At 61.8% G+C, this 14,079-nt stretch carries 13 protein-coding genes; 3 read left to right on the forward strand and 10 right to left on the reverse strand.

The annotated features are described in order from the left end of the window. Positions 1-368 precede the first annotated feature (368 nt). Positions 369-947, forward strand: a complete 579-nt coding sequence (rsmD, locus tag ACX80G_RS16925; protein WP_459309170.1) for a 16S rRNA (guanine(966)-N(2))-methyltransferase RsmD — start codon at positions 369-371, stop codon at positions 945-947. 12 nt (positions 948-959) lie between these two features. On the opposite strand, the gene ACX80G_RS16930 is transcribed toward rsmD, so the two are convergent. The 9 genes from ACX80G_RS16930 to ACX80G_RS16970 all read right to left on the reverse strand — a co-directional run bounded on the left by ACX80G_RS16930 (position 960) and on the right by ACX80G_RS16970 (position 12,196). Beyond that, positions 960-2,075 carry a phosphotransferase gene (locus ACX80G_RS16930; protein WP_459309172.1) on the reverse strand — a complete coding sequence of 372 codons (1,116 nt, stop codon included), beginning with the start codon at positions 2,073-2,075 and terminating at the stop codon, positions 960-962. Next, positions 2,069-3,280 carry a phosphotransferase gene (locus tag ACX80G_RS16935; RefSeq protein WP_459309174.1) on the reverse strand — a complete coding sequence of 404 codons (1,212 nt, stop codon included), beginning with the start codon at positions 3,278-3,280 and terminating at the stop codon, positions 2,069-2,071. The genes ACX80G_RS16930 and ACX80G_RS16935 overlap by 7 nt, the downstream gene beginning before the upstream one ends. Next, the gene (locus ACX80G_RS16940) at positions 3,277-5,211 is read right to left on the reverse strand and encodes an ABC transporter ATP-binding protein (RefSeq protein ID WP_459309175.1); all 1,935 of its coding nucleotides are present in this window, start codon (positions 5,209-5,211) and stop codon (positions 3,277-3,279) included. The genes ACX80G_RS16935 and ACX80G_RS16940 overlap by 4 nt, the downstream gene beginning before the upstream one ends. Further along, on the reverse strand, positions 5,208-6,341 hold the full coding sequence (locus ACX80G_RS16945; protein WP_459309177.1) for a glycosyltransferase family 4 protein: 1,134 nt from the start codon (positions 6,339-6,341) through the stop codon (positions 5,208-5,210). The genes ACX80G_RS16940 and ACX80G_RS16945 overlap by 4 nt, the downstream gene beginning before the upstream one ends. After that, positions 6,338-7,636, reverse strand: a complete 1,299-nt coding sequence (locus ACX80G_RS16950) for a glycosyltransferase family 4 protein (RefSeq protein ID WP_459309179.1) — start codon at positions 7,634-7,636, stop codon at positions 6,338-6,340. The genes ACX80G_RS16945 and ACX80G_RS16950 overlap by 4 nt, the downstream gene beginning before the upstream one ends. Then, on the reverse strand, positions 7,623-8,909 hold the full coding sequence (locus ACX80G_RS16955; protein ID WP_459309181.1) for a glycosyltransferase family protein: 1,287 nt from the start codon (positions 8,907-8,909) through the stop codon (positions 7,623-7,625). Before ACX80G_RS16955 ends, ACX80G_RS16950 begins: the two co-directional genes overlap by 14 nt. 762 nt (positions 8,910-9,671) lie before the next feature. Further along, complete coding sequence (locus ACX80G_RS16960) at positions 9,672-9,962, reverse strand: DUF1540 domain-containing protein (protein ID WP_459309183.1); 291 nt, start codon at positions 9,960-9,962, stop codon at positions 9,672-9,674. Positions 9,963-10,118: 156 nt separating this feature from the next. Further along, complete coding sequence (locus ACX80G_RS16965) at positions 10,119-10,946, reverse strand: spermidine synthase (protein ID WP_459309184.1); 828 nt, start codon at positions 10,944-10,946, stop codon at positions 10,119-10,121. Positions 10,947-10,957: 11 nt separating this feature from the next. Further along, on the reverse strand, positions 10,958-12,196 hold the full coding sequence (locus tag ACX80G_RS16970; protein WP_459309185.1) for an aminotransferase class I/II-fold pyridoxal phosphate-dependent enzyme: 1,239 nt from the start codon (positions 12,194-12,196) through the stop codon (positions 10,958-10,960). Between the two features lie 78 nt (positions 12,197-12,274). Here ACX80G_RS16970 and coaD point away from each other — a divergent pair, with 78 nt between their 5' ends. Together coaD and ACX80G_RS16980 are read left to right on the forward strand one after the other, a co-directional pair. After that, the gene (gene coaD / locus ACX80G_RS16975; protein WP_459309186.1) at positions 12,275-12,754 is read left to right on the forward strand and encodes a pantetheine-phosphate adenylyltransferase; all 480 of its coding nucleotides are present in this window, start codon (positions 12,275-12,277) and stop codon (positions 12,752-12,754) included. 45 nt (positions 12,755-12,799) lie between these two features. Then, positions 12,800-13,036, forward strand: coding sequence for a hypothetical protein (locus ACX80G_RS16980; protein WP_459309188.1), 237 nt, complete (start codon positions 12,800-12,802; stop codon positions 13,034-13,036). Between the two features lie 137 nt (positions 13,037-13,173). Here ACX80G_RS16980 and ACX80G_RS16985 read toward each other — a convergent pair. Beyond that, positions 13,174-14,079 (reverse strand): fibronectin type III domain-containing protein (locus tag ACX80G_RS16985; RefSeq protein WP_459309189.1); only part of this gene is annotated, 906 nt, incomplete at its 5' end.

A 14,079-nucleotide genomic window follows, 5' to 3' on the forward strand; every position in this document is an offset into this window, starting at 1 on the left:
CACCAGAACGAATGGGCGATCGAGGTCAAAGACCGGGTCCCGTGGTTCATCCCACCCCCATACATCGACCCGGCCCGAAAACCCCGCCAAAACCACTACCACCGCGACCACTAAAATCCTCGCGGGGTACGCGGGGTACGCGGGGTACGCGGGGTACGCGGGATCCACCCCCCAAAGCTCTGACGCCAGAGAGACATCGAGCTCACCTCAACTGAGAATCCTCAGCCCCCTCGCCTCCTTCACTCCAGGACGTGTCGGCTCGTGTCGCCGCCTCAGACGTCCCCGCCCCTCCTGAGCTTCGAGACGCACGGCTCCTCAGCAGCTTTGAGACGCACCGACGGCCCTCCGAGAGTCGATACAGTTGAATCATGAGTCGAATCATTGCCGGAGCCGCTGGAGGCATCCCGTTATTCAGCGTTCCAGGTACCGCAACACGACCCACCACCGACCGCGTCAAGGAGGCACTCTTCTCACGGTTGGACGCCTACGAAGTAATTGCTGACGCCAAAGTCCTCGACCTCTATGCCGGTTCCGGATCACTCGGTGTCGAAAGCGCCAGCCGAGGGGCGAAGATCGTTGATCTGGTGGAATCGGGTGACAAAGCTGCAGCCGTCAGTCGTACCAACGCCGATCTGGTGAACAAGACGCTCAACCACCAAACCGTTCGAGTGCATCACCTCAAGGTTGAGACCTACCTGGATCGCGTGGTCCCCGATGATTACTGGGATCTGGTTCTGATGGACCCTCCCTACTCGGTGGAGAACGAAACATTGACTGGCCTCCTCGAAACACTGGTTCCGCACTTGGCCGAAGGCGCAGTTGTTGTCCTCGAACGGTCGTCACGATCGCAGGAACCTGAATGGCCAAATGGGATGGAACGGTTTGCCGAAAAGAAGTACGGCGAAACCAAACTGTGGTTCGCAGAGCCGTCGGCAGCAGCACTTTAGGGTGTGCACCACCTAAGCCGCGGAGGACTCCGCAAGATCGTGTTCAAGCCGCTCAAACCAACGGTGGGCAAGAGTCCTGTAGGCCGGCCGGAACGCGTACAGACACGCCAGCCGAAGTCTGGTCGACGCTGCATAGGCGTTGATACGCACTTCGGACACGTCCATAGCTGACGCAGTTGCCCAGATCGACTGCTCAGCAGTGTGCGCTGCAGCAGCGGAGTAGACACCCTGCGCTCCCCGAAGATCAATATGAACCAACAGGTTCGCCAGATCAAGCGCAGGCTCGGCGGCCGCAACCGTGTCGCAGTCGATCAGCCCCACCGAACCCGAATCGGGATTGAACAACAGTTGCTTATCGTGGAGATCCCGGTGAGACAGCACAGCCGCCTCCGGTGCTCCTGAAATCAACAAACGAGCCACCTGAGCCGACGCCCGCTGTAGCCGATCTGCAGCCACCGGCAACACCCCGAACTCCTGCGCATAGGTCACCCACCGCGATACGGTACGACACTCATCCCGCGTCCCATGAACGGGCAACTCGGCCGCGCCGGCTGCTCCCGCCTTGTGCGACACCGCCAACAACGGCCACCGCGCCGACCACTGCTCCCACGCCATGGCCCAGTTCTCCTCCGCTACCCGATCGGCTACCGAATCGGCCTGAGTATCGACCTGGGAACCGGCTTGGCCCATTTCATGAAAACTGATCCCGGGCACAGCGGACAAAGTGACACTTTCCGGATGGTGAACCACGACCTCAGGAATGACGATGCCCGACGTCCGCGCCAACGAACTCATCAACCGATGAGAGGCAGCCACCGCTTCGGCCTTGCCCGGCGCCAAAAGCTTGGTATAGCCCACAGCATCACGCACCACGGCACGACGCTTGTACCGGTGAACCAACAACTGCCCCTGAGCCGCCGCGTTGGGGAGGCCGGACAGCACCGGATCTTCAGCAAACGCAGACAACCGAACCCTGCCGTCAGCTTCTACCGCTCCGGCACGGATTTGCCCGCCATCAGGGTCAGACGCCTCAAAGATGAGCCGACCGCCGTCCCGCGGCCACGCCCTGTGAATGGTCAGTTGCCGACCGGCCTTGTCAGTCACAGTCTCCGGAATGGATGTCACCACAGGATGTCCTCCATCAGGTCAAGCCGCTCAGCCATGTCCTGCCGCCAGGTGGGGGAGCAGGACCGAAAAGGATCGCTCAGACGACTGAGAAGATGAAAAATGGTCCACGCCAACACTTCAGAATTGGTGGCACCAGACGGACCCGCACTGTATCCATCGAGCATCGCCGCTGTACGGGGGAGAGACAGCACATCGGTGCCTGTCGCCAACGGACCACTGTGCAAAATTTCCACCGCAGCAAAGCTGCCCAGATCCGATGAACCAGCTCCGTAGGTACACCGTTCAAGATCGGTCAAACGAATATCGCTGCCTTCCACCAACACCTGGTCTGCCGAGAAATCGCCATGGATCAGAGCTGCTCGTCCCGGACGACGCAACAACGGCTCCAAACCCGCACGTAACCGCTCAAGACGACCCGCAAGCTCCGGGTACAGCAGCGAATTCTCCTCGACCAGCTCCAGCAGCGAACCGGCCGGCGCACGCCACCGGTGAGTACCAGACGCCGGAGGCTGGGCGTGGAGCAGAGCCAGCGCCGCTCCCGCAGCATACGATGCTGCTTCGGCGGACCCCGACTCCACAGTGCTGAGATCACCAGAACCGAACCAGGGCAAGTACTGCACGTAGCGCGAACCGGGCAATCCCGGCGGCTTGCTGGCTTCCAGCACAGGCACTGCGTTGGCCGCCAGCTTCGCCAGCAGTTGTCCATCGGCGTTGGGCTTGGAAGTCCCCACCTTGCATACCAATCGTTCACCGCCGTCGTGAAGTTCGAACACCACCCTGCGCTGGGGGTTGTAATTGAGCACCGCCACCACCCGGTCAGTGAACATCCGACCCATTCCAGCCTCACGAAACGGTGTGAGCGGCTTATACAGACGGTGGTCCACCTCGATCGGCCCAGACACCAGATTGTGGTCCGGATGGTCGGGCACCGCAATCCGTTCAATTTTCAGACCATTGGCGCTGGCCCGATCGACCGCCTTCTCAACCTTCACCGCTGCAGCCGGACTATAGGTAGCCAGCCAGCGGATGCCGCCGTCGTCCTCCCGAAGCCGCGCGACTGCCGACGTGCCCGGCTTATGCCTCAACCGATCGACGTGTGCCGGACGACCCAGCAGATCGCTCAACCGATCGCTGCCGAAAAACTCAACAAGACCCGGAAGCGCGGGATCCACAGTGGACACCGGATCGACTGTCACAGCCCTCACGCGGCACCTCCGGCAGCCTTCTCCGCTAGATGCGCCTCATCGGCTGCCTGCTGCTGCCGCACCCAGGTAGCAAACATGTCATGCTTCATCAGCTCAGACGGAGAACCGTCCAACAACACCCTGCCGTCCTGCAACCAGACCACCCGATCATGCGTCAGAGCCACCGACGCCTCATGGGTGATCGTGATGGTGGTGCGACCCTCGGTGAGCGTGGCAAGACCCGCCAACACCTCAGACCGCGATTCCTGATCCAGCCCCGTGGTCACCTCGTCGAGGATTACCACCGGTGAATCACGAAGCAACGCCCTCGCAATGGTGATCCGTTGACGCTGCCCACCAGACAACGTACCCCCGCGTTCGCCGACCAGCGTGTCGTAGCCATCAGCAAACCCCGAAATGAAGGTGTGTGCATTAGCCAACTGGGCGGCGCGTTCCACGTCTTCATCGGAGGCGTCAGCCCTGCCGTAGCGGATGTTCTCGCGAATGGTGCCGGTGAACAGCACCGCATCCTGCAGCACCAGACTGATATTCGACCTCAACGATTTAAGCGTCACACCCCGCAGATCACGGCCATCGACATGCGCCGAACCCGACACCGGGTCCATCATCCTCACCATCAACGACACCAGCGTCGACTTACCGGAGCCGGACGGACCAACTATCGCGGTTTTGCGTCCTCCCACCAACGCCAGATTGAGGTTGGTCAGCACCGGCGGCCCATCGCCGTATGCCGCAGTCATGTTGCGGAACTCGATGTCGCCCCAAGCCTTCCCGAGCGACACGGCATCCGGTGCATCAACGATGTCCACCCGCTCGTCGAGCAGATCAGCCACCCGCTCGCCCGACGCCGTCGCCCGCGCAATCCGCCCCGTGTACTTGGCAAGATCGCGCAACGGTTTCATCGAGGTCTTCAGATACATCAGAAACAGGACCAGATCGCCGGGAGTCATCGCTCCCTGCACCACCCGCCACCCGCCGCCAGCCAGCACGACGGCGGTAGCGACACCGACAATGACATCTGTTCGACGTTCCAATGCGGCAGCCAACCGGCGGGACTGCACCCCGTCTTTCAGGGTCTTCTGGTTGCTGCTCCCAAACCGGTCCGACAGGGTTTTCTCCAGCCCATAGGTCTGCACCACCCGAATGGCGCCAAGACTTTCCTGGGCGGTGTTGGCCAGCGAACCCTCGCCCTTACGCGTTTTGCGGGCTGCAACAGTGATCTTCCCGGTACTCAGCCTCGACAACAGCAGAAAGCTGGCACACGCAATCACCACCACCAGTGCAAGCAGCGGATCCAACCAAAACATCACGCCACCCATGACCACCAACGTGATGCAATTGGCGATCAACGGCAGCCCAGCACTCACGGCCACCTCCTGCAGCCGGCCGACATCGCCCACCAGCCGCTGAACGGTGTCACCGGTCCGCGACGACGAGTGATACCTGGTTGACAGGGACTGCACATGCTCAAAAACGCGTCCCCGCAACTCAGTGGCCACCCGCGACCCCGCAAGCGCAAAAGCCACCGTCGCAAAATAGTTGCACAGGGCGCGCATCCCAATGATCACCAGGAGGCCCGCGCCGCACGCCAGCAGCAACCCCTCGGTGGCCAGCGGGCCCGTGCCCGCAAGGTCGGCACCCAGACTCCGGGAAATGGCATCCACCACAAACTTCACCGGCCACGGCTCGAGTACCCGGAAAATCACCTCAAAGAGCAGCGCCACCACTCCGCCACTCATCAGCATCCGATGCTGACGCAGATGCGGTTTGGCGATATGGAGAGTCCGGCGCAGCGGGCTTCGCTCCCGCTTCGGGCCAATCGTCGGCGCGCTGGTCGGTTGGGGGACCCTGACGACGCCCGGCGTACCGACGTTTTCCTGAGCCGGAGGGGTCACTGATTCCCGGGTCAGCGGAGTCTTGGAGATGGTCATAACAGGACCCCTTCGGTGATGCGATCCAACACGCTGTCCCAGCTGTGATGATCGGTGGCCATGCTACGGGCGGCATCCGACATTGCGGCCCGGGCGAGCGGAGCTCCGGTCAGATCGTCGATCGCCTTCGCGAGTGCAGCGGGACTGGACGGATCCACCAGGAGTCCGGTCACGCCGTCGTCAATGATCGACGGCACCTGCCCCACCCGCGACGCCACCACCGGCAACCCTGCGGCACAATATTCGTAGATCTTCAGCGGCGAGAAGTACTGATCGTTGGCATCGTCCATGGCTGGATAGGGAGCCGTAGCGACGGCACAGCCAGCCAGTGCTGCTGGAATGAGCTCGGGAGTGATGGCGCCGGTGAACTCAACGGCTGCCCCATGGGTTGCAGCAAGTGCGCGAAGCCTCGGACCTTCCGGCCCGTCGCCGACAATCTTCAACGCCCAGTCGGTCGCTGCGGCAGCCTTCGCCTCGATCAGGGTCTCTACGCCGTGCCACGGCTTCAGCGTCCCCACAAACACGACCACCGGGATGCCGGATGTCTCGGGGGTCGGCTGAATCCGGTTGACGTTGACGCCGTTGGGCACCACGGCCACCTTCGGATGATGCTCGGCGGACACCCGTCCCCGCACCCAACTGGCCACCGGCTCCGACACGCAGACCGTCCGTGCGGCCGCAGCCACCTGACGGTTCAGCGCATCAAGTGCAGCACCCTCGTCAACCAGCGATCGGTGGATCCGCTGCTCGTCGATCAGGGGCGCATTGACCTCAAGAAAGCCGGGAATGTCCAGCGCCGTCGTGATGCGTGCCAGAGCGTCGCTGAACAGCGAATAGCGTTCGTAGACCGCTGTGGCGCCGTCGGAGACGACCCGTTCGGCAAGCATCTTCGCAGCAGCAGCCTGGGCGAGTTCACGCTCAACGCCGCTGCCTTTGGGGATGCTGTGGACCACCACAGGGACATCGGCAAGATCGGCCGGAATATCCGTTCCCGGCCTGGTGCAGTAGATGGTCACCTCGGCGCCGCGGGCACGCCAGCTACGAATGATCTCCTGCACATGGACCGAAGCACCTTTGGATCCAAACACCGGCACCCCCGGATCAAGGCATAGATAGGCAAGACGCATCATGAGAGAGCCACCGCCGCCTCCAGAACGCGGGCACCCGAGGCGCCCGTCTGAAGTTCCTGCAGTCTCGCCGCCTGACGGTGGCAGTCGAAGGACTGCTCGATCACGTGGCGTGCCGAGCGGGCAACAGCCTGACGATCAAAGGTCGACGACGCAACGGTCACCAGAGCGTCAACCAACTCAGTGAGTACGCCGCTGCGCACCAGGATTCCGGTCTGCGACCCATCACCCGGCCCTACTCTTGAACCAGACACACCGCCGGTAGTGCTGATCACCTCAGGAATCCCCGTTACATCGCTGGCAATGCACGGCACTCCCATCGCCATCGCCTCAAGCAGCACAGTCGGCAGACCATCGGCGTTGCCATCCTGGCCCACCACACACGGCGCCGTGAAGACGTCAGCCCACCGCAATAGCGCCACCACTTCGGCCTGAGTCCGCGGACCCAGCAGCGTGATGGTCGACCCCAGATCGTGTTCAGCAATCTGCTGAGCCAATTCGTCGCGGAGTTCGCCGCCACCGGCAATCCGGACTTGGAGTGCTACTCCGCGGCGCACCAGTTCCGCCACAGCATCGATCAGCAGACTGAAGCCCTTCTTCTCCACCAGCCGGCCGACGGCGGCAACCCGTAACACCGGTCCGGGAACTGCTGGGGCAACAAAGGGAAAACGGTCCAGTTCGAGCCCGTTGTAGACCAGACGAGTTCGACCCAGCTGCTCAGGAAAAAGTCGCTCAAGGAAGGCCAGGTTGAAATCGCTGACTGTCACCACGTGGTGCGCCGCGCCAATCAAGGTGCGTAACACGTCCAGGTCCACGTCCTCGTGGAAGATGTCCTTGGCGTGGGCGGTAAAAGAGAACGGAATCCCGGTCAGGTCCGACGCAATTTTCGCGGTGCGCGCCGCAAGCGACCCGAAATGGGCGTGCACGTGGGTGATGCCTCGCTGGCAAAGCCTCGTGGCAAGTTCCACCCCTTGGTGGACCTCACCCGCATCCAGTCCGGCGAGGTCGGGGAGCAGCCGGGCAAACCGTTCGCCGAAGTCGGGGATCACACCGTCTGCCGCGGCCAGGATGGCCCAACCTTCGGCTAGCTTGGCCGGCTTGGAAATATACGTGACCGGGGCTTGCACCCGGGCTAGCTCGGGGTGAAACCGCGGATCGATTGGCGGCCTGAGCGAAAAGATTTCCAGTTCATCGCCGGCGGCTTCGCGAGCCAGAATCTCGGTGACGATGAAGGTCTCGGAAAACCGGGGATAGATTTTCAGGATGTATCCGGTGCGGTTGGAGTTAGACGGCTGCACGGGTCTGCCAATCGTCGAGAAGGTCGGTATCTGACGCCGGAACGGTGAAGCCAAGCAGCTCGGCCGCGTAGCCACCAACCGTCTGGAGCCCGTTGAGGTCGACGTCGACGCGTTGCGACGGGGTCCCCACCACCGCGTTAAACCAGTCAGTCAGCACCTCGGGAGAGAACTCATCGGGATGGCACATATCGGTCAGCTCATGCCGGGCCAACGACTCGGCACGAATCAGCTGTTCACTGCGAGGACTGACCCGGGGGACCACCAGTGCTGGGGTGTTGGTGCTCATGATTTCGCACACCGAGTTGTAACCGCCCATCGACACAATCGCCGCGGCCTCCCTCATCTCCGCCAGACCGTCCCGCACCATCGAAACAACGCGGGTGCCCGGTGCTGCCGACCGCTCGATCAGCACTCGATCCTGCTTGGGCATCTGGGGTCCGGTGACAATCAGGTGCTCGTAGCCGTAGGGGACTGTCGCCTTGGCTGCGGTCAGCAGAACGGCCCGACCATCGGATCCGCCACCGGCCATCGTCAATACATAGGGTTTCCCAGTTGTGCTGGTACGACGTCGCGACTGTCTGCCCGCCGCCAGATACCCGGTATAGCGCACCATTGACGCCAACTTGCCGGGAATTTCGCCGGACTTCACCGGATCATGAATTGCTGGGTCTCCGTACACCCACAGTTCATCGAAGTAGTCGCGCAGACGATTCAGGTCGCCGAGGGCCTTCCACTCCCGCCGTGCCACCTTGGGGGTGTCCAGGATTTCGCGCAGACCCAACACCACTTTGCAGTCGGGCCGGGCCTTCTTCAGCTCAGAGAGGGCCCGAATGAGTTCCTTATCGACGCCGAATGCGTGGCGATCCACCACCACCAAATGGGGCCGAAACTCCGACAGCACAGCATCCATGATCTGCGACCGAAGCCGGATGAGTTTGGACTGTTTAATTGCCAGGTTGCGGGGGGTGTAACCGCCGCTGCCTTTAGAAATGCCGGGAAGCACCACCCAATCCCAGTCATCGGGGCTATCAAACCGGGTGGCCTGGGATTCGCCGGTTACCAGCAGCCCGGTCACCGTACGGCCGGTCAGTTCCGGAAGGTTCGCCGTGAGAGAGTGCGCCAGCGCCAGATTTCGTCGGGTATGCCCGAGACCCTGGGAGTCGTGCGAGTACAACACAACCCGGAGTTCCTTGGAAGACAGCTCTTTCGGGGACAGCTCTTTGACGGACAGCTCTTTGACGGACTGCTCCTGCGCGGACAGTGCCGCGGACATCTCCTCTCCGGATTTTTCTCTCACTGACTGCTGAGGCGAATGCTTCTCCATGACGGCGACCAATCTTTCTCTGCGGTGATGTAACTGTTGCAGGGTCTCCATCTAGTCAGTCGCCTATGAGACGTTCGTGAGGCGCTTATGAGAGAATTCTCATCCGGGGTGAATCCCCGCCACGCTTCGTTCACACGAATACGTGTCGCAGAACACGGGCGCTAGGGACTGATGCGAGCGGAACGACGGTCGATGCAGACGTTGTCGCAGCCTGCTGCGTCAAGGGCCACTGAGCTGTTCTCGGACGGCTTCCATGAGTCAATGCGCCGTCGACAACCTGCACCAATCGACGGCACAATTCGGGGAATATTGGTGAGCAACGAGGTGCGGAAACGTCTCAATATCGAGTCCGGCATACTTTCCGGTCTGCCAACTTTTGCGACAGCGCAAAAGCCTGAATGCATAAGCTCGATCAGGCCGGTCAAATTCGGCGTTATCGCTTTCATCGTCATGAGGAGTATCGTCGCCTGCGGGGACCAGACTGGAGTGCAGAACATTCCCACCTCAGTGGAGGTCAACGTTTTCTCTGGCAGCTAATACCCGATCTGGACGCCGACCGGCGACGGATCCGAAGAACTACCACCATGATTGATGGTTCCAAGGTGCGAGCGAATCACTCACACCAGCGGCTGGTCCATCGTCCAGATAGTCACAGGTTCAGCGGTCGTCGGACGCGGACCAACTGGCTCGCCAGAAGCCAGTCAGCGTCAGTTATTGGCGCTGATACGACAGACAGTCGGCGGCGTCAGCGCCGATCCCGATCTTCACGTCAGCCTTGCCGCACATCAGGTGGTCGTTGAAGACGCACTCAATCCGCTGGCAGGCGCCGACATGGGCCAGCACCACCGGCAGGCCGCCCGTAGCTGAGGTATCGATGAAGGTCGCGCAGGAGGCATGATCTTGGCTACCTCCGACGGTGATGGCATAGGCGTTGCAGCCATCATGATTGAAGGAGCAGGAATTTACACTGCAATCTGAGACTGTCGCAACCTCGGTGGTCATAATTCCTCCAGTGATAGCCAGTAGCCGTTGTGGTTGAAATCAACGGTACTGCTGTCTCGAAGAAAAGGCACCGGCTAAAGGTCATTTGATAGCGCACAATAAATTAGCGCATTTATTGGTGCCGTATTGAGGTGAGATTAGCCCCGGAAAGGGTAGCTACTGCTTTGCCCCACAAAACGACTCCAGGTCGGGTCCGGTCACCACCACACCCGGATGCGGACCCGCAGCCACTAAAGCAGGGATCCACTCGGATGGCCAGGAACCAGCAGTGCCTACCAGCACAACGTTCCCCGCCATCTGCCCGTTGACCATTCCCGCGTCGGCCAGCAGCGCGACGTCGTCGGCTGCCCCCCGCAATAACCGAGCCTGCGCACGGGCAAAGGTCAACGGCGGATCGTCGCCCACATTGACCAGCACGACGCCACCGGGTGCCACGAGTGCCATCAACTCCCGGTAAAAACCTTCGTCGGTGAGATGAGCCGGAGCATCGGCGCCCGCAAAGACGTCGAGCACCACTGCGTCGAAGGAGGACGGCTCGAACCGGTCGAGGGCGGCGCGGGCGTCGTCGATCACCGCCGAACATCTGGTGCCCTCCGGCAGCGGCAGATGCTCCAGCACAAAGTCCAGCAGCTTGCGTTCCAGTTCTACCGCTACCTGTTCCGAGCCAGGCCGCTTCGCCTGCACATACCGCGCCAACGTCAGCGCTCCGGCACCCAGGTGAAGCACCCGGATTGTCTCGCCAGCGGGTTTGAAAATATCCAGCACATTCGCGATACGCCGCAAATACTCATAAAAAACGTTGCCCGGGTTTCCCAGATCCACATGCGATTGTTGGGCACCACCAATACTGAGAATGAAAGCGCCCTCGGTAAACGCATCCTCGTCGATCTCGGCGAGCTGGCCACTGCCGGCAAGGTGCAGGGTTGGGACCCAGCCGTCCTCATCCGGGCCGACCTCGACACCCTTTATCAAGCCGCCGCTCATACCGCCGCCGTTCATAGCCGCGACCGCAGCGTGGCCAAACGCTCGGCCGCTTCTTCGAGCACCTCGAATTTCTTGCAGAACGCAAACCTCAACAACGAGCTGGTGCGGGCAGCGCCGTCGGGATGACAAAACACTGCCACCGGGATGGCAGCAACTCCCAGCAGTTCAGGCAAACGTCTCGCCAGGGCGGTGGCATCGGAGATCCCCAGCGGTGCAGTATCAACATTCACAAAGTAGGTGCCCTGCGGCGTAAAGACGTCAAAACCCGCAGCCTTCAGCCCTGTGCTCAGAATGTCCCGCTTCCGCTGCAGAGTAGCGGCGGTCGACGCGTAAAACTCATCACCAAGACCCAGCCCATGCGCCACAGCACTCTGAAACGGAGTACCGGAGCTATAGGTGAGGAAGGTTTTCACCGTCCGAACCGCCGAAATAAGTTCCCTCGGCCCGGTAATCCACCCGATTTTCCAGCCGGTGACCGAGAACGTTTTGCCGGCGGACGAGATAGTGAGGGTCCGGTCGGCGGCGCCCGGCAACGTTGCGATCGGCACATGCGCGACGCCAAAGGTCAGGTGCTCATACACCTCGTCGGTCACGATCACCGCATCATGGATCACCGCCAGATCGACAATCTTCTGCAGCACCGCCCGCGTGAAGACCGTCCCCGTCGGGTTGTGAGGGTTGTTGAGCAGGATAATCCTGGTGTTCGGGGTGACAGCCCGCTCCAAAGCGTCAAGATCGGGCTGAAAATCGGGGGCCGACAACGCAACCGTCGTGTGGGCGGCACCGCTCAGACCGATCATCGCACCATAGGAGTCATAGAACGGCTCAAAGGTGAGCACCTCATCACCCGGTCCGGCCAGCGCCAACAGCGCCGACGCAATGCCCTCGGTGGCGCCGGTACTCACAATCGTCTCCGTCTCAGGATCGGGGGTCAGCCCGTAAAACCGTTCCTGGTGGGCAGCGATCGACTCCCTCAGCACCGGCAGACCCTGCCCCGGCGCATACTGGTTGGCGCCGGCGGCAATGGCTGCGCGAGCAGCATCGAGAATCTCGGCGGGGCCGTCCTCGTCAGGGAAGCCCTGACCCAGGTTGATGGCGCCATGCCGCATCGCCAACATGGTGATTTCCTCGAAAATGGTCACACCCAGCCGCCCGTCGGACGCCAACAGGTTGGCGCCCGACGCCGTCCGTTGCCACGGCGTGGGGATTGAGGCGGTGCCGGTCGCCAGCGAAGAAGTAGTTGAACTCATGCACCCAAGTATTGCGGTTTTGGCGACGCGTCGTTTGGACCGGGTGTGCCAAACCGCAGTTCACTGTAGATTCGAACCATGCGTCGCGCAGTCTGCCCCGGATCCTTTGACCCGATTCACAACGGTCATGTTGAGGTCATTGCCCGAGCCGCAAGCCTTTTCGACGAGGTGATCGTTGCGGTGTCAACCAACCCAGCCAAAAAATACCGATTCGACCTTGAAGAACGCCTCGACAGTGCCCGCGAAACGCTGAGGTATCTCCGCGGAGTGTCGGTACTGCCCATGAGTGAAGGATTGCTCGCCGACTTTTGCCGGTCCCATGGCGCCAACCTCATCGTCAAGGGCCTGCGCTCCAGTCAGGATTTTGACTATGAGTTGCCGATGGCCACCATGAACCGTCAGCTCACCGGCGTCGAGACCGTTTTCATTCCGGCCGAAAACAGCTACACCCACCTCTCATCCACCCTGCTCAAAGAGGTGGCCGCCCTGGGCGGAGACATCTCCCCGTTCGTTCCCAAAGGCGTGCTGAAACGGCTGCATCGCCCCGCCGCTCGCTGACGAATCAGGTGAGGCTGAAGGGGCCGATGCAGTAGGGTATGGGCTATGAATGACAAGACCCGCCTAGCGCCCGAAGATCCGTTTCCAGAGGATCTCGACCCATTGGCGGACGGAGAAGTGGAAGTGCTGAACAGCAAAGTCCACCGTCAGCTCGACGAGGAATACGTCGAGAACGGCCAGCCCAACCCGGAGACCGAGTTCCGTAAAGAAGAGCTTGAGGAAGAACTCGACGAGCGCGACGACGAGGACTCGGCCGACGAGGGGGCCGCCAGCAAAGGCTGAACGCTACCTCGTGCGGCCTTTGTCCCGTACTGGACAGCCGGTCACTGCGGTAGAAACACAGACAGCCAACTGGCAGACGGCCAACTAAGGGAGGGAGCGACCAGACGGCCGCTCCCTCCCTTAGTTGTGACCAGTGACTACCGGGGCTGAACCAGTCCAGACCGGGCCGAGAAGGCGCCTTGCCCAATCACATTGAACGCGGCAACTTCAAACCGGTAGCTACCGGCGGGAAGCGTAAACGCGTGGGTGCGGATCGTTGCCCCAACTGTTGCGATGACAGGTGTACCCGTTGGGGTGACACCATCAGCCGACATCAGCAAAGCCCTGACCCGGTACCCGGTGATAGGGGATCCACCAGTTGAAGCCGGTGCGCTCCAGTTGGCATTCGCGGTCAACGTTCCGCCTAACGCTCCCTGTGTGGGAGCCAGGATAGTGGGCGCCCCCGGAGGGCCCAGGGGTGTCACCGCGGCCGAAGCCGTGGACAGGGCTCCCGCGCCAATGGCGTTGACCGCCTGGACCCGAAAGGTGTACGCCGTGCCGTTGGTCAGTCCCGTGACAGTCCGGCCGGTCGTTGCGGTTCCGGTGAAGGCCACCGTGCGGACCACCGTCGTGCCAGAGAGTACCTGCACGCTGTATCCGGTGATGGCCGTTCCACCATTTGGTGCTGGGGCGGTCCAGGACAGTGTCACCTGTGCGTTTCCGCGGACTCCGACGACATTTGTCGGAACCCCAGGGACGACGCTCGGGGTTACTGCGGTGGATAGTGCCGAGAACGGCCCGGTTCCCGCCCCGTTGATTGCCTGAACCTGGAAGCGGTAGGCCGTACCGTTGACCAGTCCCGTCACCACGAGGCTGGTTGCGGTAGCCCCGGCGGGCCGTAGTGCGCCCACCTGGGTTCCGGCCGCGTTGACTACCCGTACGTTGTAGCTGCTGACGGTTCCGGCTGGCGCCGTCCACCGGACTGTAGCCGTGGTATTACCCGCCGTGGCAGTCCCAATCACTGGTGCCGCCGGGAGGGTGCCGCTCGGGGTTACTGCGGTGGA

Source organism: Arthrobacter glycogeni (assembly GCF_054510815.1).